The following is an 18,933-nucleotide window of genomic DNA, read 5'->3' as shown; positions in this document are numbered from 1 at the left end:
GAAGGAACCACGCCATGACCAGGCAGATGAAATTGATCGGCTTCCTGCAGGCCCAGAATTGCTCGAACTATCCCGCCTCCTGGCGCCATCCGGACTCGAAGCCGAACTGGTTCTCGCGCGACTACTATCAGGAGATCGGGCGCACGCTGGAGCACGGCAAGTTCCATCTCGCCTTCTTCGACGACCGGCTCGCAATCCCCGATCGCTTTGGCGACGATTTCCGCGAGACCATCCGCCACGGCGTACGCGCGGCGAAGCTCGATCCGGTCTCGGTCGCGCTGACGATGGGGTTGGCGACCGAGCGGCTCGGCATCGGCGTGACCTATTCGACCACCTATTACGAGCCGTTTCACGTCGCGCGGGTGTTCGCAACGATGGACCTGCTGCTGAACGGCCGCGCGGCCTGGAACGTGGTGACCTCGCTGAATGACTCCGAGGCGGCGAATTTCGGCGCCTCGCAGCATCTGAGCCACGATCTGCGCTATGACCGCGCCGACGAGTTCATGGAGGTCGTGCTCGGCCACTGGAACAGCTGGGAGGACGGCGCCGTCAGCTTCGACCGCGAGAGCGGGCTGTTCGCCGACCCGGCCAAGGTGCACCGGCTTGACCATCACGGGCATTTCTTCCGCTCGCGCGGCCCGTTCACGGTGCCGCGCTCGCCGCAGGGCCATCCGGTGATCATCCAGGCCGGCCAGAGCGGCCGCGGCAAGACTTTCGCGGCGCGCTGGGGCGAACTGATCTTCGTGATCTATCCCAATCTCGACCTTGCGAAGAAGCAATATGCCGACCTCAAGGGAACGCTGGCCAAGACGGGCAGGGACATCAGCATCGCGCCGGCGGTCTATCCTGTCGTCGCCGAGACCCAGGCCGAGGCCGAGGATAAGTTCGCGGCGATCAGCCGGCTCGCCAAGCCGATCGACGCGCTGACGCTGTTGTCGGAGGTGCTGAACTACGATTTCGCGGCCAAGCCGATGGACGAACCGTTCACGTCGGACGAGCTGGCTTCGATCAGCGGATTGCAGGCAATCCGCGACCGCGTGGTGAATCTCAGCGGCAAGCCCAATCCGACGCCGCGGGACTTCGTGCAGTTCAGCGGGCGCGGGACACTCGCCGAACTGCCGACCTTCGTCGGCTCGCCCAAGGCGGTCGCCGATCAGATGGAGCGCTGGTTCTGCGAAGGCGGCTGCGACGGCTTTGTCGTCGCCGCCACCCATGTGCCCGGCACCTACCAGGACTTCGTGCGCCTCGTGGTGCCCGAGCTGCAACGCCGCGGCCTGTTCCAGCGCGAGTATCAGGGTGACACGTTGCGCGAGAATCTCGGCCTGCCGCGGCCGCAAGCCGCGCATGCAAGCGCAGACGAGGAGGCGCGCGTCTCGACCGGATAGCCCCGGCACAAAAATCGGCGCAGACAACGATCAGAACAAAATCAAAATCAGGGAGGCTGAAGTGACCAAGGGCGTTAACGCGGGGGGCCGGCTCGATAGATTGCCGATCGCCGGATTTCACTACCGGATATTCGCGCTGATCGGAGCCGGACTGTTCGTAGACGGCTTCGAGATCTTCCTCGCCGGCAGCATTCTCGGCGCACTGGTTCAATCCGGCTATTCGGACCTTGCCCAGAATGCGCGCTTCATCTCGGCGACCTTTGTCGGGATGCTGATCGGCGCCTGGCTGGCGGGCGTCGCCGGCGACCGCTTCGGCCGCAAGTTCGCTTACCAGGCCAATCTCCTGATCTTCGGCCTCAGCGCGCTGGCGGCAACGCTCGCCCCGTCGATGAACTGGCTGATCGGGGCCCGCTTCGTGATGGGCCTCGGGCTCGGCGCCGAGATCGTCGTCGGCTATGTCGTGCTCAGCGAATTCATCCCGCCGCAGCAGCGCGGCCGCTGGGGCGCGGCGCTCGCGACCTGCACCAATGGTGCGCTGTTCGTCGCGACGCTGGTCGGCTGGGTCGTCATTCCGCATCTCGGCTGGCGCTGGATGTTCGCGCTGTGCGGCATCGGCGCGATGATCGTCTGGTTCCTGCGGCGCTCGCTGCCGGAATCGCCGCGCTGGCTCGAGACGCAGGGCAAGAGCGCCGAGGCGGAGGCGGTGCTGGCGGCGATCGAGCAAGAGGTCGGCAAGGGCAGGACCCTGCCGACCCCGGCCTATCAGCCGGCCCCGGTGCAGCCGGACGTTCGCTTCACGCGCCTGTTCTCGCGCGCGTTGATCGCGCGGACCATCGTCGGCTGCCTGATCCTGATCGGGCTCAACACTGCGGTCTACGGCTTCATCGCCTGGATCCCGACCTTCTTTGTCAAGCAGGGCATCAACCTGTCGTCATCGCTCGGCTACACCATGCTGATGACGCTCGGCAGCCCGCTCGGCACGCTGTCAGGCATGTGGATCGGCGAGAAGATCGACCGCAAGCCGTCGCTGATCGTGCTGTCGCTCGCGGCGGCCGGGCTGGGGCTGATCTATCCGATGTTCATCAACCCCGTCGCCTTCGTCGCGATCGGCTTCCTCCTGGTGTTCACGGTGGCGGTGATGCTGGCGCTGGCCTGGGGGCTCTACATCCCCGAACTGTTCCCGACCGAGCTCAGGATGCGCGGATCCGGCATCTGCAACACCGCCGGTCGCCTGATGTCGATCGTGACGCCGTTCATCGTGGTCGAGCTGTTCACGAGGTTCGGCGTCACCGGCGTTGTCTCTGTGGTGGCCGGGCTCCTCGTGGTGCAGGCGATCGCGGTCGCGGCGCTCGGCATCGAGACCCGCAAGCGTCCGCTGGAGGCGTTGCGGCCGGAGGCGATGGACGGCGAAGCGTCATCCGCGGAGGTGCGCGGCAAGCTGCAACCAAGCCCCGGCGGGATCGCCGCCGGCGGGGAATAGCGGGACGAAGCGCACGATGTCCGCGTGATCAACGCATGCGGACATCCGGGCCTCGTCCACCTTACGATACTTTTGGTGGACGCGTCGAAAGATGCGGGCTAAACGCGCAGGGTATTCCCTCGGCACCGTGAATCTCGCTCGTGAGTGGCAGGCAGAACAATTTCCTCGCTCAGGCACTGCAACAAGGCGCCTTGGCGTTGCGGGCGCAGCAGTTTGCTCAGGCCGAGCAGATTGCGACGAACATCCTCAAATCAAACCGCACGGACAGACACGCCGCGCTTCTTCTGGCGCATGCCCTGATGGGGCAGAACCGGGGAGGCGAGGCGATCGCAGCGCTCGAGCGCGTTGCGCGTCGCGGCGACGATGGAGAGGTCGAGACTTTGCTCGGCGCGCTGCTGTGCGGCGCGGGCCGCGTCACCGACGGCATCGCGCAGCTTCGGCGCACGGCGGCGCGCCGCCCGCCATATTTTCCGTCCTTTCAGGAACTCGCCGGGCAGCTTGCCAAGGCCGGTCAACACGACGAGGCGATCAGCACGATCGAGGCCGGTCTGGCGCTGGCTCCTGAGAGCGTCGATCTGAAGCTCGATCTCGGGCGCCTGTTGCAAGAGACCAATGACATCGCGCGGGCTGCAAGCGTTCTGACGGCGGCACGTGATGCTGCGCCGGGACGCCCCGACGTTCTCAACCAGCTCGGGCGGGTCCTGATCCTCGTTGGCGACTACGCCGCAGCCGCGGATGCGTTCCGCCGCGTGCTCGGGCAATACCCGGATGATCGCTCGACCCGCGCCCACCTTGCCACGTGCCTTTTCGAGCAGGGTGAGCGCGATGCCGCCGAGGCGGCGCTGCGTTCGGTGATGCGCGGTCAGCCCCAGCTATTTGGACGCGCGGCATTCGTCATGGCCTCGGGATCTCACGGCCGCTTCTTCTTCTCCCAGAGTGCCGCTGCGAAGTTCCTCGGCGGGGAGTGAGATTGAGCGCGGCGGACGACATTCCGCCTTGCCTTACGCCCTGAAGTTTCTCCGGTAGAGGTTCGGCTGCCGTTTGAGCTCGGAGCGGAGTTCGCCGACCCGCTTGGCGTCCTCCGCGGTGAACGGCGATGCTTGCGCGGTCCAGTCGTCTCGCTTGACCGGAATGCATTGCGCGATCGGAGTACCCTTGGGCAGGACGCCTCTGAAATTCCTGTCGTGCCAGTACGCCGGAAAGTGCACCCAATTGTCGGCGTAGAGGTCGGAATTGACCAGGCCGCTGAGTGTGGTGAATGGCAGGTCGAAGCGGTTGACGGGATGGGTGAAGTAGATCGCGTAGCCTTCCGGGGCTTCGACGGTCCACAAATTGTGGAATTTGAGAAAGAAGCGGCCCTCTTCAAACAGCGGGGTGCCGGTGACCTGACCCGGGTCGTGGAAGCCGATCGGTGAGCGTGGGAATTCCGGCGTGCCTCCCGGCGGCAGATCATGGTCCCAGGTGATTTCGCCGTCCTCGACCTTGAGATCGCAAACCAGCGGCAGCAAGAACCCGCAGGTCATCGCATCCACGAACGGCGGGCAGCGCTTGATGGTGTCCTCGTCGTGCAGGTTGATCGAAGAGAAGGCCGTCGCCGGCATGGCCTTGAGCCAGTCGGGAACGCCCTGCGCCGCCGATATGGGGGCCGGTATCAGTCCCTCGAGTTCCGTCGGGCAACGGAATTTGAGCGTCAGCTTGTTGTTGGTCGACATTGGGCGCTCCGATTTCGGATCGACCTACATGAATGCGTCGCAAAGGTGAAGCGCGCGCTCACCAGCCAGGATCGCCGCTAGGTCACGAGATACTTCGCTACCGCCGGCTCGTTCCAGTCGATCCCGAGCCCGGGACCGCGGGCGGTCACCGCGCCGTCGACGATTTCGGCGGGCCTTGCGAGGATGGAGCCGGCGAAGTCGAGGAATTCGAGCCAGTGCGCGGTCGGCGTCACCGCGAGCAGATGCGCGCTGACTTCCGCGAACAGATGGCTCGACATCGGGATCGAGGCGGCGTCGGCTTGTCCCGCGACCTGCATCCAGCCGGTGACGCCGCCGACCTTCATCACGTCGGGCATGATGAAGTCGGATGCGCCGGCCGCGATCGCTTCGGCAAAGCCGCGCGGAAACCACCAGTTCTCACCGGCCTGGATCGGTGTCGGCGAGGTCTCGCGGACTTTGGCGTGGCCGGACAGGCTCTCCTGCGGGACCGGCTCCTCGATCCAGTGCAAATCGTAGGGCGCAAGGCGGGCGATGCGCCGGGTCGCTTCCGCCGGATCGAGCGACTGGTTGAAGTCGATCATCAACGCGATGTCGGGGCCGAGCAGGGCGCGCACGCCCTTCACGACGCGCTCGTCATTGGCGGCGTCGCCATCGCCGCCCTTGATCTTGATGCCGCGAAAGCCCTGGTCGAGCGAGCGGCGCAGCGCGCGCTCATCGGCGACGGGATCGACCACGCCGTAGCTGTCATAGGCCTTGATCGGCTTCGCCGAGCCGCCAAGCAGTTCGACCAGCGGCCGGCCGGCGAGCTGGCCGAGCACGTCCCAATAGGCCATGTCGAGTCCGGATACCGCCATGCCGACGAGGCCCTGCCAGCCGAGCAGGCGAAACTTGGCGTCCATCGCCTTCATGAGGTCGAACGGGGCGACCGGCTTGCCGATGAGCTCGCGGCCGATCTCCTCGATCAGATAGGCAAGAGGTTTAAGCGTGAGCTTGCTGTAGGCGAAGATGTAGGTGCGACCGGTAACGCCCTGATCAGTCTCGACATCGATCAGAACCAGCGGGCCGGAATCGATCACGCCGAAGGCATTCTTCACAGGGCGCTTGAGCGGCACCACGACGCTTCGCGCCCGAACTCCGCGGATCGCTGCAACTGTCTGGCTCATGGACGTTTCCTCTTCTTGTTATTGGACACTGTACCATCGGACCAGCCGCGGCGCGGCCCAGTCGGTCGCGACCTGCTCGATCAAATAGCGGCCGGGATATTCGGCGAGGAAGGCGATGCGCTGGGTCTGGCCCGGCTCAATCGCGAGCGTGTCGAGCCAGAACGGCTTCCAGCCGTCGTCGAGCCGGTCGAGCAGACGGAAGTGATGGCCGTGCAGATGAAAGACGCTGGCGATCGGGCCGCGGTTGGTCAGCGCCAGCACCACCGGCCGGCCGGCTTTGGCCTGAAAGGCCGGCGCGGCCGATGGCTTGAAGTCCGCCGGGCGGAACCATTCGGTCGGCGTGCCGAGGGTTAGCTCGAACCTGGCGGCGCTCTTGAGATCGAGCTGGGCGGGCATATCGTTGCCGGGCAGCGGCGGTGCCGGCGGGAACGGCGCCGGGCGGACCGGCGGGTCGTTCGAGACGGCCAGTCTGCCGACCGGGCGGGCCTGCTTGCCGTCGTGCAGCAGGATCGGAAAGCTGGTTCCGGCCGGTCCGGCCGCGTCGACGAAGACATCGGTGCGGCTGCCGGGAGCGAGGACCAACGCACCGTTGCGGGCCGGAAACGGTTCGGCCGGCTGGCCGTCGATGGCCATCACCCGGACGTCGAGGTTTTCCAGCTTGATCGCCAATACCCTGCGTTGGCTGCCGTTGATAAAGCGAAGTCTGAGGCGGGCATTGGCCGGTGCCGAGATGTCGTATGAGGTTTTGCCGTTAATTGTATGAATCTGCGTCGAATCTTTAGGATCGTTGCCGGCCGGGATTGCGCTTCCGTCCGGCTGCAGGCGCCACTCCTCGATCAGCAAGACCTCGTCGCGATCGACTGCCACCGGCGAAGTGCCGGTCACGATCAGCGGCCGCGGCCGTGCCGGTGCCATGCCGCCATCGCCGAGCAGCGGCTCGCACAGGAAGGTGCCGGCATGCCGAAGCGGCAGCTGGAAGCTATCCTTGGCCCCGGAGGCAAGCAGCGCCCGGGAGGCCAGTGGCTCCGCGGCCGCGACGCCGTCGAGCCCGCGGCAATCCAGCGCGGCCGCGACCGGCAGTTCATTGCCAAAGGTCACGTCGAGGACCTCGCCGCGCTTGAAGCGGAGGTCGCCGCTGCCGAGTGACCAGACCGGCGTCTCCGGTCCGCCACGACCCGGTCCGCCTGGACCCGGTCCGTCGCCTGGGCGAAGCGAGATGCGGTCGGGTTTGGCCTGGAGCGCGACCGCGGTCCGGCCCTGCGCCAAGCCGGTGGCCGGCAGAGCGGGGCAAAGCGCCGCGGCGCCGAGGGCGGCGATCAGATTGCGCCGGCTGAGTGAAAATTCGGGAGTTGCGGGAGGACTTGCCATCCGGCCGATGCGGACCATTTTCAAGAGTACCTGTCCAGTCGCGATCGGTCGCAGGGCGGGCTCAACAGCGGCCATTTTTTTGCTGCGAACCGGTGGGCGCATGTTATAAGCCCGGCCGCCCGCGGCATCGCGGCCGGACTGGGATGCTTTTCGCGCGGGCGTGGCGGAACTGGTAGACGCGCTGGATTTAGGTTCCAGTGACGAAAGTTGTGGGGGTTCGAGTCCCTCCGCCCGCACCAAGCGCTTACAGCGTTTGCATGACGAATTCTTGGAGAACCTTTGGCCCCGATGGGGTGAGGGTTCGCCGAACCCACAGACGTTAGGCCGCAAGGCCCACCGTCGAACAGATTGAACACTGCCACGGCCGCTCGGGCCGCGGCAAAAGCGGAAGAAGATTGATACCATGCAGGTCACCGAGACCCTCAACGAGGGATTGAAGCACGAATTCACGATCAGCGTCCCGGCATCCGATCTCGATGCCAAGGCGGACGCCAAGCTGGTCGACCTCAAGGACAAGGTCCGTCTCAACGGCTTCCGTCCCGGCAAGGTGCCGGTGGCGCATCTGAAGAAGATCTACGGCCGCTCGGTGATGGCCGAGACCATCGACCAGACCATCAGCGACACCAACCGGCAGATCTTCGAAGATCGCGGCTTCCGCCTCGCCGGCGAGCCGAAGATCACAATGCCGACCGAGAAGGACCAGGTCGAGGAATTGCTGTCGGGCAAGACCGACCTGACCTACACCGTCGCGATCGAGGTCGTGCCGCCGATCCAGCTCGCCGATTTCAAGTCGTTCTCGGTCGAGAAGCCGGTGGTCGACGTCTCCGACGCCGACGTCGACGATGCCATCAAGCGGATCGCCGAAGGCAGCCGCCCGTACAATGCCAAGGCCGAGGGCGCGGCGGAGAAGGGCGACCGCGTCACCATCAGCTTCAAGGGCACCATCAACGGTGAGGCCTTCGAGGGCGGCACCGGCGAGGGCATCCAGGTCGTGATCGGCGCCGGCCAGTTCATCCCGGGCTTCGAGGAGCAGCTGATCGGCATCGGCACCAATGAGACCCGCACGCTGAAGGTCTCGTTCCCGAAGAACTATCTGAACGAGAAGCTCGCCGGCCAGCCGGCCGAGTTCGAGACCACGGCAACGCTGATCGAGGCGCCCGGTGAGACCACGATCGACGACGAGTTCGCCAAGACGCTGGGCCTCGAGTCGCTCGACAAGCTGAAGGAAGCCGCCCGCGAGCGCCTGACGGCCGAGTTCGCCGGCGCCACCCGCCAGAAGGTCAAGCGCGCGCTGCTCGACCGGCTCGACGAGAGCCACAAATTCGAGGCCCCGCCGTCGCTTGTCGCCGAAGAGTTCAACCTGATGTGGAACTCGATCAAGGCCGAGATGGACTCGTCCGGCAAGACTTTCGCCGACGAGAACACCACCGAGGAAGCGGCAAAGGAGGAGTACCACAAGATCGCCGACCGCCGCGTCCGCCTCGGCCTCGTGCTGTCGGAGATCGGCGAGAAGAACAAGATCACCGTGACCGACGACGAGGTGTCGCGCGCCGTGATCGAGCGTGCGCGCCAGATGCCCGGCCGTGAGAAGGAGGTCTGGGACTACTACCGCAGCAACGCCCAGGCGCTGGCCCAGCTCCGCGCCCCGATCTACGAGGACAAGGTCGTCGACTTCGTCCTGGAGCTCGCCAATGTGACCGAGAAGAAGGTCACCAAGGAAGAGCTGTTCAAGGATGAAGACGCCGAGAAAACTGCCGCTTAATTTCGGCACCTCGCGTTAATGATGAACCGCGAAAGCGCGCCTCGCGACGGGTCCCGTCGCTAGGCGCACCGACGCGAATCAGCTTGAACTTCTGCGACCTGCCCAGGCGGCTAGTGCGGCGAGTTGACGGTCTTGTCGGCCGGAAATTGGCCCATATCTGGGTTAAGCCTTGAGGCGGTAGTCTTGAGCCAAGTAGTCTTGAGCAAAGTTCTGCATCACCCCTAACCCTTGGGTTCTTTCATGCGCGATCCCGTTGAAACCTACATGAACCTCGTGCCGATGGTCGTCGAGCAGACCAATCGCGGCGAACGCGCCTACGACATTTTCTCGCGCCTTCTGAAAGAGCGCATCATCTTCGTCACGGGTCCGGTGGAAGACGGCATGTCGACGCTGATCGTCGCGCAGCTGCTGTTCCTCGAGGCCGAGAATCCGAAGAAGGAAATCTCGATGTACATCAACTCGCCGGGTGGCGTGGTGACGTCGGGCCTTGCGATCTACGACACGATGCAGTTCATCCGTCCGCCGGTATCGACGCTGTGCACGGGGCAGGCGGCCTCGATGGGCTCGCTGCTGCTGGCCGCCGGCGAGAAGGACATGCGCTTCACGCTGCCGAATTCCCGCATCATGGTGCACCAGCCCTCCGGCGGCTTCCAGGGCCAGGCCACCGACATCATGCTGCACGCGCAGGAGATCCTGAATCTCAAGAAGCGCCTCAACGAGATCTACGTGAAGCACACCGGCCAGACCTACAAGGCGATCGAGGACGCGCTCGAGCGGGACAAGTTCCTCACCGCCGAGGACGCCAAGGCGTTCGGCCTCGTCGACAAGGTCATCGACAAGCGTCCGGACGATCCGGCCGCCGCGAAGGCGGCCTGATCTGGGCAGGTATCTCGAGGCGTCGGTGTGATCTCCACATTGACGCCTCACATAACCGGCAAAAGCAGGGCGATGGACCCGCGGGCGGGTGCATGCGCACAGGCGGAAAGTTCCGGTTTCGTGCTCATATACCGACGTGGTAATCCCGCAACGTTCCGTGGATTTCGACGCGTATTCCACGTGCGATCGTTGAAAATCACGGTATTGTCACGGTCTTGAGCCGGCCATCCGATTAGCGAATTCTTGATAGTCGGGTGCCAGCATGGTTGGCTGTGATGCATCGGCTATGATCGCGGAGATTCGAATAAACCGTGATCCACACGGTCAGTATTGCGTAGGGTCTTTTTTGGTACGGAATTTGCTCTATCTACCCAAGACCCCGGTTTTGTGCCGGATTGGGTCGATCTGGCAAACAAGATCGAACGGCGGACGGAGATAATGAATGAGTAAGGTCGGCACGAGCGACGCCAAGAACACGCTATATTGCTCGTTCTGCGGCAAGAGCCAGCATGAAGTTCGCAAGCTGATTGCCGGACCGACTGTCTTCATTTGCGACGAGTGTGTCGAACTGTGCATGGACATCATTCGCGAGGAGAACAAGTCCTCGCTGGTGAAGTCGCGCGACGGCATCCCGACGCCGAAGGAAATCTGCAAGGTCCTGGACGACTACGTGATCGGCCAGAGCCATGCCAAGAAGGTGCTGTCGGTCGCCGTCCACAACCACTACAAGCGGCTCAACCATCAGACCAAGCACAACGACGTCGAGCTGGCGAAGTCGAACATCCTGCTGATCGGTCCGACCGGTTCGGGCAAGACGCTGCTCGCGCAGACGCTGGCCCGCATCCTCGACGTGCCCTTCACCATGGCTGATGCGACGACGCTGACCGAAGCCGGCTATGTCGGCGAAGACGTCGAGAACATCATCCTGAAGCTGCTGCAGGCCGCCGATTACAACGTCGAGCGTGCGCAGCGCGGCATCGTCTATATCGACGAAATCGACAAGATCAGCCGCAAGTCGGACAATCCCTCGATCACCCGCGATGTGTCGGGCGAGGGCGTCCAGCAGGCGCTGCTGAAGATCATGGAAGGCACGGTGGCCTCGGTCCCGCCGCAGGGCGGCCGCAAGCATCCGCAGCAGGAATTCCTGCAGGTGGATACCACCAACATCCTGTTCATCTGCGGCGGTGCGTTCTCGGGTCTCGAGAAGATCATCTCCGCGCGCGGCCGCTCGACCTCGATCGGCTTCGCGGCGCAGGTGCTCGCGCCGGAGGACCGCCGCACCGGCGAGATCTTCCGTCACGTCGAGCCGGAAGACCTGCTGAAGTACGGCTTGATCCCGGAATTCGTCGGCCGTCTGCCCGTCGTCGCGACGCTGGAGGACCTCGACGAGGCCTCGCTGAAGAAGATCCTGACCGATCCGAAGAACGCGCTGGTGAAGCAGTACCAGCGGCTGTTCGAGATGGAGAACATCGAGCTGACCTTCGCCGACGAGGCGCTTGGCGCGGTCGCCCGCAAGGCGATCGAGCGCAAGACCGGCGCGCGCGGCCTGCGGTCGATCCTGGAGAGCATCCTGCTCGAAACCATGTTCGACCTCCCGGGCCTGGAAGGCGTCGAGGAAGTCGTGATCTCGCGCGAGGTCGTCGAGGGAACGGCGCGTCCGCTCTACATCTACGCGGATCGTTCCGACCGCGCCGTCGAGAGCAGCGCGAGCGCCTAAACGGCGCTCGTCTCGACCCGCCAAAAATGCACGGCTGCCGGACGCTCCGGCGGCCGCGGTGGCGCAGCAGCGGCGCCCTTGCGGCGTAGCAGCAAATGCCTGTTTAGCCTATATTTCCCGACACTTCTGAGACTTGACACCCCCCCGCCTGATAGCCACCTAATGCTATCGGTGAGGGATCTCATGCGTTGAGATTCGTCGCTTCACGATGCGGAATAAGCGGCTGCTGACGGCACTCTCATTCCGGATCACCAAGGCACCTTGTGGCGGTTGCGCAAGCAGGCGGACTGCGTGCAAGGGGGCACAACAAAAGGATTAGGCCATGACGACCTCAAAACCCCGGCCAACGATCGTCCACGGCGAAAGCCACTCCTATCCGGTGCTGCCGCTCCGCGACATCGTCGTCTTCCCGCACATGATCGTGCCGCTGTTCGTCGGCCGCGAGAAATCGATCCGCGCGCTCGAAGAGGTGATGAAGAACGACGCGCTGATCATGCTCGCGACGCAGAAGAACGCGTCCGATGACGATCCGGCACCCGATTCAATTTACGAGACCGGTACGCTCGCCAGCGTCCTGCAGCTCCTGAAACTGCCCGACGGCACCGTGAAGGTGCTGGTCGAGGGCCTCGAGCGCGCGCGCGTCGAGAAGTATTCCGACCGCAGCGAATATTACGAGGCGACCGCGGTCGCGCTCGCCGACACTGACGCCAACTCGGTCGAAGCCGAGGCGCTGGCGCGGTCGGTCGTGTCCGACTTCGAAAGCTATGTGAAGCTGAACAAGAAGATCTCCGCCGAAGTCGTCGGCGTGGTTCAGGCGATCACCGATTTCGCCAAGCTCGGCGATACCGTCGCCTCGCATCTCGCGGTCAAGATTGCCGATCGGCAAGCGATCCTGGAGACGTTGTCCGTCACGCAGCGCCTGGAGAAGGTGCTGGGCCTGATGGAAAGCGAGATCTCGGTGTTGCAGGTCGAGAAGCGCATCCGCTCGCGCGTCAAGCGCCAGATGGAGAAGACCCAGCGCGAGTATTACCTGAACGAGCAGATGAAGGCGATCCAGAAGGAGCTCGGCGACGACGAAGGTCGCGACGAGCTGGCCGATCTGGAGGAGAAGATCTCCAAGACCAAGCTGTCCAAGGAAGCACGCGAGAAGGCCCAGCACGAGCTGAAGAAGCTGCGCCAGATGTCGCCGATGTCCGCGGAAGCGACCGTCGTGCGCAACTATCTGGATTGGCTGCTGTCGATCCCGTGGGGCAAGAAGTCCAAGGTCAAGAAGGACCTCGAGGCCGCGCAGGCGGTGCTGGACTCCGACCACTACGGGCTCGAGAAAGTCAAGGACCGTATCGTCGAGTATCTCGCGGTGCAGTCGCGCGCCAACAAGCTGACCGGACCGATCCTGTGCCTGGTCGGGCCTCCCGGCGTCGGCAAGACCTCGCTCGGCAAGTCGATCGCGAAGGCCACGGGGCGCGAATTCGTGCGCGTGTCGCTCGGCGGCGTGCGTGACGAGGCCGAGATCCGCGGTCACCGCCGCACCTATATCGGCTCGATGCCCGGCAAGATCATCCAGTCGATGCGCAAGGCGAAGACCTCGAACCCGCTGTTCCTGCTGGACGAGATCGACAAGATGGGCGCCGATTTCCGCGGCGATCCGTCGTCGGCGCTGCTTGAGGTCTTGGACCCCGAGCAGAACTCGACCTTCAACGACCACTACCTGGAGGTCGACTACGACCTGTCCAACGTGATGTTCATCACGACCGCGAATACGCTGAATATTCCCGGCCCGCTGATGGACCGCATGGAGATCATCCGGATCGCCGGCTACACGGAGAACGAGAAGGTCGAAATCGCGCGCAAGCATCTGATCCCGAGCGCGCTCTCCAAGCACGGTCTGGACTCCAAGGAATGGTCGATCGACGACGCGGCCTTGCTCTTGATGATCCGCCGCTACACCCGCGAAGCGGGCGTGCGTAACCTGGAGCGTGAGCTCTCCACACTCGCCCGCAAGGCGGTGAAGGAGCTGATGATCTCCAAGAAGAAGTCGGTGAAGGTCACCGAGGCGAACATCGAAGAGTTCCTTGGCGTTCCGAAGTATCGCTTCGGCGAGATCGACGACGAGGATCAGGTCGGTATCGTCACCGGTCTGGCGTGGACCGATGTCGGCGGCGAGCTGTTGACCATTGAAGGCGTCATGATGCCCGGCAAGGGCAAGATGACCGTCACGGGCAATCTGCGCGACGTGATGAAGGAGTCGATCTCGGCGGCGGCGTCTTACGTCCGCTCGCGTGCGATCGTCTACGGCATCGAACCGCCGATGTTCGACCGCCGCGACATACACGTTCACGTGCCGGAGGGCGCGACGCCGAAGGACGGTCCGTCCGCCGGTGTGGCGATGGCCACCGCGATCATCTCGGTCATGACCGGCATCCCGGTTCGCCACGATGTCGCGATGACCGGCGAGATCACGCTGCGTGGTCGCGTGCTGCCGATCGGCGGTCTGAAGGAGAAGCTTCTGGCTGCCGCGCGCGGTGGCATCAAGACGGTGCTGATCCCGGAGGACAACGCCAAGGATCTCACGGAGATTTCCGATGCGATCAAGGGCGGCATGGACATCATTCCGGTCTCGCGGCTGGATGAGGTCGTCGCCAAGGCGCTGACCCGCGTGCCGGCGCCGATCGTCTGGGAAGAGGAGACCAGCAAGGTCGACGTCAAGCCCGATGCTTCCGATGAAGCGTCCGGCGGCCTGACGGCGCACTGAAGCGAGCTCAGATCGACATAAGAAAACGGCGCCTTCGGGCGCCGTTTTTGCTTTCGCTGTTCGCGATCAGGTCGGGAAGGCTGCGGCTCTGTCCGCGGCGGCAAAGTGCGCCATCTGATCGGCATGCGCTTTTGCGAAAGCCGGCCGCGCCGTGGCGCGCGCGACGTAGTCGCGACACGCGGGATATTCCGCCAGTCCGTCGAAGCGGTCGACCAGGCGCAGCACATCCGCCATGAGAACGTCGGCGACGGAGAACGGCCCGGCCAGCCATTTGCGGCCCGTCAGCACCGGCTCCATGTGCCTGAGCCGGGATTGCAGGAAGCCGTCGAAGCGTGTCCATGCCGACGTGCCGCCGCTCTCGCCCGAGAATACCAGGAGCGACCAAGGCAGGCTCGCCATCTCGACCGAGTTGAGCGCTGCGAACAGCCATTTCAATGCCTCGTTGCGTTGGCGCGGATCGGTCGGCAGCAGCGCGTCGCTGCGCTCGCCGAGATGCAGCAGGATCGCGCCGCTCTCGAAGATCGAGATGTCGCCGTCGGTCAGCCACGGCACCTGGCCGAACGGCTGGTGCGCGAAGTGCTCGGCGCTCCGATTGCGAAATGGCACGCTCGCAACGCGATACGGCAAGCGCGCCTCTTCCAATGCCCAGCGCACCCGGAGGTCGCGCACAAATCCCCGCGGCATCTCCGGAACCCAATCGAAGGTGGTCAGCGTCAGGTCGGCCATTGGGTATCTCCATTTGCTGGCTTCACAGGCAAAAGGACGAACGAATGGCGCGCGTTCCGACACCCCGACGGGCTTTTTCGTCGTTGCGGTACGGAACGATCGAGTTGCCGACGTGGGTACGCCGGCGCCGGAACTAGTCTTTCCTCTCGACGATGAAATTGCCGATCGCGCCGAGTGCCATCAGCACGCTGGTGCCGAGGAACACCGCGGGCATGCCGATATGGCCGCCGATGAAGCCGCCTGCGAGCGGGCCGATCACCTGGCCGGCATATTGCGCCGAGATCGAATAGCCGAGCATGCTGCCGGTGACCGCATCGGGCACGTTGTGCCGGATCACGCTCGCGATGCAGGGCAGGAGGCCGCCGAGCGCGAGCCCCATCAGGAAGCGGAGCAGGATCAACTGCCAGCCGCTGACCACGAAGGCCTGCGGGATCAACAGCAGCGCCGAGACAGCAAGGCAGATGGTGATGATCCGCCAGTGGCCGACCCGATCGGCCAGCTTGCCGAGATGCGAGGACGACAACAGGCTGCCGAAGGCCGCCGCCGACATCACGAGGCCGGCAACGAACGTCACCTGCGGTGTCTCGACGAGCTGCGCGACATAGACCGTGATGATCGGCTCGATCGACATGTTGGCGACCATCAGCAGCAGGCCCGTTCCCCACATCGCGACGACAGGGCGCTTGTCCGGGACCAGCGACCAGCCGCCACGCGCCTTGCCGCCTTTCGCGGTCTTCGGGCGTGCTTCCTCGCGGATCAGGAACGTCGTGCCGAGGAAGGTAAAGAAGATGACGCCGCCGATCAGGAAGAAGGTCGCGCGGATGCCGATCAGCCCCGGCAGCACGCCGCCGATCAAGGGGCCGACCAGGCTGCCGGCCATGATGCCGGCCGACAGCACGCCGATTGCCCAGCCGGACCGCGCTTTCGGCGTCTGCGCCGCGACCAGCACGGTCGAACCCGACGCGTAGCCGCCGAGCAGGCCGGTCAGCAGCCGCAGGCCGACCAGCTCGTAGACATTGTGCGCCATGCCGATCAGCGACATGGCGATCGCCATGCCGAGGCTGGCGCGGATCAGCATCAGCTTGCGGCCGTAGCGATCGGCGAGCCGTCCCCACAGAGGGGCCGTCAGCGCCGCGCTGAAGAAGGCTGCGCCATAGGCGACGCCCGACCATTGCACGATCGCGGCATGATCGGTCACGCCGAGCTGCTCGACATAGAGCGGCAGGAACGGCAGCAGCAGCGTCATCCCCACGATTGTCGTGAAGGAGCCGAACACGCAGACGATCAAATTGCGTTTCCAGGGACCCGCGTCGAGCAGGGCTTCGCGATCGACTTCGATGTTCATGTTAGCGCAGCCCGATCACGGCGAAGCCGCGCGCGCGCAGGCCGCGGCGATCCTCGTTGAGCGAACGCAGCAGGCGATCGCGGGTATCGGTGATGTGGTCGGCGGCCTCGCGCGCGGCGGCCTCCGGATCGTTGGCCTTGATGAAGCCGAGGATGCGCCGGTGCTCGCGCCAGGCCTGCTCGCGCGACGGCTCGGTCCACACTTCCAGCCAGCGCGCCCGCGACAGCCGGGTCATGGCGCCGGCGATTGCCTTGACGATGAAGGGATTGCCGGAGAGCCGCGCGATCTCGACATGGAAATCGGTGCCGACCCGATGCCATTCCTCGCGCGGCGCGCCGGACTGGCAGGCATCCAGCATTTCCTCGACGCCGGCGATATCGGCCGCACTCGCCCGCGCGCAGGCGAGGCGGACGGCCGTCGTCTCCAGGGGAATCCGGAACTCGGCCAGCGCCTCCAGCTCACCGAGGTCGATCGGTGCGACGATCCAGTTGCGGCCGTCGCGACGCACCAGCTCTTCGCCTTCGAGCCGGACCAGCGCGGCACGGATCGGCGTGCGAGATCCCTCGAACCGGCTCTCCAGCCAGCGCTCGGTCAGCCGCTCGCCGGGACCGAGGTCGAGGGACAGGATCATCTCCCGGAGCTGGTCATGGATCTGAAGCATCTGCGACATGGCGCCGTCCTTTGGCCGCCCCTTGGCGGGCGCGGAATCTCGGTCAGGCGGCTTTCGTATCCCGATTTGGTATCCCAAACAAGGCGGGTACGGGATACCGGCGTTGCTCCGTCGAGGGAGGCGGGCCGAGCGCCGGGGCCCTGGACGATGGAACCGCGCCCACGGCGGCTGCTTTGTTTGACGGAATTGGAGCGCGCCACATGCGTATCGACGGGCAATGCCATTGCGGGGCTATCACCTATCAGGCCGAGATCGACCCCGAACGGGTGTCGATCTGCCATTGCACGGACTGCCAAGCGCTGACCGGCTCGCCCTATCGCGTCACGGTGATCTGTGGCGCCGAACAGATGCGGCTGACCGCAGGTGTGCCGAAGATCTACAGCAAGCGGGGCGACAACGGCCGGATCCGCTTCCAGCATTTTTGCGGCGACTGCGGTTCGCCGCTGTTCACGAGTGGCGAGGACGGCGGGCCCGACGACTGGGGCATCCGCTGGGGCAGCATTCTCCAGCGCGACCGATTGCCCCCGCGACGCCAGGTCTGGTGCCGCTCCGCCGCGCCATGGATCAATGATCTCAAGGAATTGCCGGCGCGACCCAAGGACTGGAGCTGACAGATTGAGGCGTTTGCGACCTTGCGCCCTGAGGGCTGGCGAGGCTAAAGAGGCGCGCTGGCAAGGGCGGTTAGCTCAGCGGTAGAGCACTGGTTTTACACACCATTGGTCGGGAGTTCGATCCTCTCACCGCCCACCATTCGCGCCCCTCAGACGAAGCCTATCGAGCGGCCCAGCCGTCCGGACGAGTGGGCATGCTTCTCCCGATGATTGGGAGATTGCATCGGCGCTTGCCCGTTGAGGTAAAGGCGCTGGATCCAGCCTATGGCTGAAGCATTCTGATGGTCGCGATCGGCCACTTCCCGATGTGGCCCTTGATCGAGATGCGCAACCCATGAGATTCGTCCAGAAACACGCCCTCGATGGTCCCTGCGGTTCCATCGGTGAGAACCGCGGCTCGTCCGACCAGCTCGGCCTCCGCTTGCACATGCTCGCGCAGGATGACGGTGGCGCGGTGTTTCACGAGCTGCAAAGCGGCCTCTGGTTGATGAGCCCTACGGAGCAAGCCCATTGCACGGCTCTCGGTGAACGCGTGGAGAGGGCGCGATCCCGGCCGTGGCGTGGATGGGGTGGCCGGGACCGCGCTTGCTCCGCGCTGGCGTGGCAAGTGTCGTTCGATGGCCGATCGCGCGAAAGGTGCCGAAAGTCACGCGCTCAGGTTTGATGCCGACGCTGCAGCGATGCTATTCTGTCCGCCTAACCGGGAACTTGATGCATGCGCAAACTCGCCGCGATTTTTCTTCTCACCATGATTGCCGGACCCGCATTCGCACAGTCGGATCACGTTCAGCGCTATCGCGAAGAGGTCGAGAAGTCGCCGGCCGATGTGGCCAACGAGGCGCGGCAGCAGCGTGCCTATCAGCGTGCGCTCAGCGGTGTGCCGGATCAGAAGCCGACCGATCCCTGGGGCATTGCGCGCAGCGACGGGCAGGGCGCGCCCAAGGCGAATGCCGCGAAGCCGAAGCCGGCCAAGCCCACGAGCGCAGCCGCCAAATAATCTCCGAGCGCGGATCGGGTCGATGAAATACTACGTCTGCAAATTGACAGGACCGCGCCCGACCTTTCCGCAGGACATGACGCCGCAGGAAGCCGCCATCATGCAGGCGCACGTCGCCTATTGCGGCGAGCTGCTGCAGGCCGGCAAGGCGCTGGTGTTTGGGCCGGTCGCCGATCCGGCAGGGATCTGGGGCCTGGGCGTGCTGCAACTCTCCGACGATGCCGATCCGCAGGAGATCGTCGCCAACGATCCCGTCACCAAGGCCAATGCCGGATTCACCTATCAGGTGATGCCGATGCTGCGCGCCGCGACGCGCGAGAGCTGCTAGGGCATGATCCGGAAAAGTGCGAAGCGGTTTTCCCCAAACAT

At 64.7% G+C, this 18,933-nt stretch carries 17 protein-coding genes and 2 tRNA genes; 12 read left to right on the top strand and 7 right to left on the bottom strand.

Annotation, left to right across the window (positions count from 1 at the left end; genetic code table 11):
- The first annotated feature begins 14 nt into the window (after positions 1 to 14).
- The 3 genes from IF803_RS06245 (at position 15) to IF803_RS06235 (ending at position 3,833) form a co-directional block, all read left to right on the top strand.
- On the top strand, positions 15 to 1,385 hold the full coding sequence (locus IF803_RS06245; RefSeq protein WP_411781695.1) for an LLM class flavin-dependent oxidoreductase: 1,371 nt from the start codon (positions 15 to 17) through the stop codon (positions 1,383 to 1,385).
- Positions 1,386 to 1,446: 61 nt separating this feature from the next.
- Complete coding sequence (locus IF803_RS06240) at positions 1,447 to 2,865, top strand: MFS transporter (RefSeq protein WP_461191605.1); 1,419 nt, start codon at positions 1,447 to 1,449, stop codon at positions 2,863 to 2,865.
- Positions 2,866 to 3,056: 191 nt separating this feature from the next.
- The gene (locus IF803_RS06235; protein WP_461191667.1) at positions 3,057 to 3,833 is read left to right on the top strand and encodes a tetratricopeptide repeat protein; all 777 of its coding nucleotides are present in this window, start codon (positions 3,057 to 3,059) and stop codon (positions 3,831 to 3,833) included.
- 33 nt (positions 3,834 to 3,866) lie between these two features.
- Here IF803_RS06235 and IF803_RS06230 read toward each other — a convergent pair whose 3' ends face one another.
- The 3 genes from IF803_RS06230 to IF803_RS06220 all read right to left on the bottom strand — a co-directional run bounded on the left by IF803_RS06230 (position 3,867) and on the right by IF803_RS06220 (position 7,126).
- Entirely contained in the window at positions 3,867 to 4,577 is a 711-nt protein-coding gene (locus tag IF803_RS06230) for a hypothetical protein (RefSeq protein ID WP_461191604.1), read from the bottom strand.
- 77 nt (positions 4,578 to 4,654) lie between these two features.
- Positions 4,655 to 5,740, bottom strand: a complete 1,086-nt coding sequence (locus tag IF803_RS06225) for an enolase C-terminal domain-like protein (protein WP_461191603.1) — start codon at positions 5,738 to 5,740, stop codon at positions 4,655 to 4,657.
- An 18-nt stretch (positions 5,741 to 5,758) separates the two neighbouring features.
- Positions 5,759 to 7,126, bottom strand: a complete 1,368-nt coding sequence (locus IF803_RS06220) for a multicopper oxidase family protein (RefSeq protein WP_461191666.1) — start codon at positions 7,124 to 7,126, stop codon at positions 5,759 to 5,761.
- A gap of 136 nt (positions 7,127 to 7,262) precedes the next feature.
- Between IF803_RS06220 and IF803_RS06215 the strand changes: the two genes are divergently transcribed.
- The 5 genes from IF803_RS06215 (at position 7,263) to lon (ending at position 14,215) form a co-directional block, all read left to right on the top strand.
- A tRNA-Leu gene (locus IF803_RS06215) sits at positions 7,263 to 7,347 on the top strand.
- A gap of 164 nt (positions 7,348 to 7,511) precedes the next feature.
- The gene (tig, locus tag IF803_RS06210; RefSeq protein WP_038385054.1) at positions 7,512 to 8,870 is read left to right on the top strand and encodes a trigger factor; all 1,359 of its coding nucleotides are present in this window, start codon (positions 7,512 to 7,514) and stop codon (positions 8,868 to 8,870) included.
- A gap of 240 nt (positions 8,871 to 9,110) precedes the next feature.
- The gene (locus IF803_RS06205; RefSeq protein WP_016847729.1) at positions 9,111 to 9,746 is read left to right on the top strand and encodes an ATP-dependent Clp protease proteolytic subunit; all 636 of its coding nucleotides are present in this window, start codon (positions 9,111 to 9,113) and stop codon (positions 9,744 to 9,746) included.
- A 442-nt stretch (positions 9,747 to 10,188) separates the two neighbouring features.
- The gene (gene clpX / locus IF803_RS06200; RefSeq protein ID WP_024583449.1) at positions 10,189 to 11,463 is read left to right on the top strand and encodes an ATP-dependent Clp protease ATP-binding subunit ClpX; all 1,275 of its coding nucleotides are present in this window, start codon (positions 10,189 to 10,191) and stop codon (positions 11,461 to 11,463) included.
- Positions 11,464 to 11,785: 322 nt separating this feature from the next.
- The gene (lon, locus tag IF803_RS06195) at positions 11,786 to 14,215 is read left to right on the top strand and encodes an endopeptidase La (protein ID WP_028340152.1); all 2,430 of its coding nucleotides are present in this window, start codon (positions 11,786 to 11,788) and stop codon (positions 14,213 to 14,215) included.
- 66 nt (positions 14,216 to 14,281) lie between these two features.
- Here lon and IF803_RS06190 read toward each other — a convergent pair whose 3' ends face one another.
- From IF803_RS06190 to IF803_RS06180, 3 genes are all read right to left on the bottom strand, one after another.
- Entirely contained in the window at positions 14,282 to 14,941 is a 660-nt protein-coding gene (locus IF803_RS06190) for a glutathione S-transferase family protein (protein WP_461191602.1), read from the bottom strand.
- A 133-nt stretch (positions 14,942 to 15,074) separates the two neighbouring features.
- The gene (locus IF803_RS06185) at positions 15,075 to 16,286 is read right to left on the bottom strand and encodes an MFS transporter (protein ID WP_461191601.1); all 1,212 of its coding nucleotides are present in this window, start codon (positions 16,284 to 16,286) and stop codon (positions 15,075 to 15,077) included.
- A 1-nt stretch (position 16,287) separates the two neighbouring features.
- Entirely contained in the window at positions 16,288 to 16,956 is a 669-nt protein-coding gene (locus IF803_RS06180) for a GntR family transcriptional regulator (protein ID WP_028340149.1), read from the bottom strand.
- A 200-nt stretch (positions 16,957 to 17,156) separates the two neighbouring features.
- Here IF803_RS06180 and IF803_RS06175 point away from each other — a divergent pair, with 200 nt between their 5' ends.
- Both IF803_RS06175 and IF803_RS06170 read left to right on the top strand, forming a co-directional pair.
- Complete coding sequence (locus tag IF803_RS06175) at positions 17,157 to 17,567, top strand: GFA family protein (protein WP_461191600.1); 411 nt, start codon at positions 17,157 to 17,159, stop codon at positions 17,565 to 17,567.
- 64 nt (positions 17,568 to 17,631) lie between these two features.
- A tRNA-Val gene (locus IF803_RS06170) sits at positions 17,632 to 17,706 on the top strand.
- A 123-nt stretch (positions 17,707 to 17,829) separates the two neighbouring features.
- Here IF803_RS06170 and IF803_RS06165 read toward each other — a convergent pair.
- A complete protein-coding gene (locus tag IF803_RS06165) occupies positions 17,830 to 18,078 on the bottom strand; it encodes a hypothetical protein (protein ID WP_051447815.1) in 249 nt (82 codons plus the stop codon).
- Positions 18,079 to 18,282: 204 nt separating this feature from the next.
- Here IF803_RS06165 and IF803_RS06160 point away from each other — a divergent pair, with 204 nt between their 5' ends.
- Complete coding sequence (locus IF803_RS06160) at positions 18,283 to 18,564, top strand: hypothetical protein (RefSeq protein WP_028340146.1); 282 nt, start codon at positions 18,283 to 18,285, stop codon at positions 18,562 to 18,564.
- Positions 18,565 to 18,586: 22 nt separating this feature from the next.
- Entirely contained in the window at positions 18,587 to 18,892 is a 306-nt protein-coding gene (locus IF803_RS06155) for a YciI family protein (RefSeq protein WP_461191599.1), read from the top strand.
- Positions 18,893 to 18,933: the final 41 nt, after the last annotated feature.

The organism is Bradyrhizobium sp. UFLA06-06, from assembly GCF_054820065.1.
Note: the sequence above shows the minus strand (reverse complement) of the source record. Positions and strands in the feature narration are given on the sequence as shown.

Bases quoted from the DNA above. Each gene is read 5' to 3' on its own strand.
- IF803_RS06230 (WP_461191604.1), bottom strand. From the start codon at position 4,577: ATGTCGACCAACAACAAGCTGACGCTCAAATTCCGTTGCCCGACGGAA.
- IF803_RS06175 (WP_461191600.1), top strand. From the start codon at position 17,157: ATGCGTATCGACGGGCAATGCCATTGCGGGGCTATCACCTATCAGGCC.
- IF803_RS06165 (WP_051447815.1), bottom strand. From the start codon at position 18,078: ATGGGCTTGCTCCGTAGGGCTCATCAACCAGAGGCCGCTTTGCAGCTC.
- clpX (WP_024583449.1), top strand. From the start codon at position 10,189: ATGAGTAAGGTCGGCACGAGCGACGCCAAGAACACGCTATATTGCTCG.
- IF803_RS06220 (WP_461191666.1), bottom strand. From the start codon at position 7,126: ATGGTCCGCATCGGCCGGATGGCAAGTCCTCCCGCAACTCCCGAATTT.
- IF803_RS06180 (WP_028340149.1), bottom strand. From the start codon at position 16,956: ATGTCGCAGATGCTTCAGATCCATGACCAGCTCCGGGAGATGATCCTG.
- tig (WP_038385054.1), top strand. From the start codon at position 7,512: ATGCAGGTCACCGAGACCCTCAACGAGGGATTGAAGCACGAATTCACG.
- IF803_RS06225 (WP_461191603.1), bottom strand. From the start codon at position 5,740: ATGAGCCAGACAGTTGCAGCGATCCGCGGAGTTCGGGCGCGAAGCGTC.
- IF803_RS06190 (WP_461191602.1), bottom strand. From the start codon at position 14,941: ATGGCCGACCTGACGCTGACCACCTTCGATTGGGTTCCGGAGATGCCG.
- lon (WP_028340152.1), top strand. From the start codon at position 11,786: ATGACGACCTCAAAACCCCGGCCAACGATCGTCCACGGCGAAAGCCAC.
- IF803_RS06160 (WP_028340146.1), top strand. From the start codon at position 18,283: ATGCGCAAACTCGCCGCGATTTTTCTTCTCACCATGATTGCCGGACCC.
- IF803_RS06245 (WP_411781695.1), top strand. From the start codon at position 15: ATGACCAGGCAGATGAAATTGATCGGCTTCCTGCAGGCCCAGAATTGC.
- IF803_RS06205 (WP_016847729.1), top strand. From the start codon at position 9,111: ATGCGCGATCCCGTTGAAACCTACATGAACCTCGTGCCGATGGTCGTC.
- IF803_RS06155 (WP_461191599.1), top strand. From the start codon at position 18,587: ATGAAATACTACGTCTGCAAATTGACAGGACCGCGCCCGACCTTTCCG.
- IF803_RS06185 (WP_461191601.1), bottom strand. From the start codon at position 16,286: ATGAACATCGAAGTCGATCGCGAAGCCCTGCTCGACGCGGGTCCCTGG.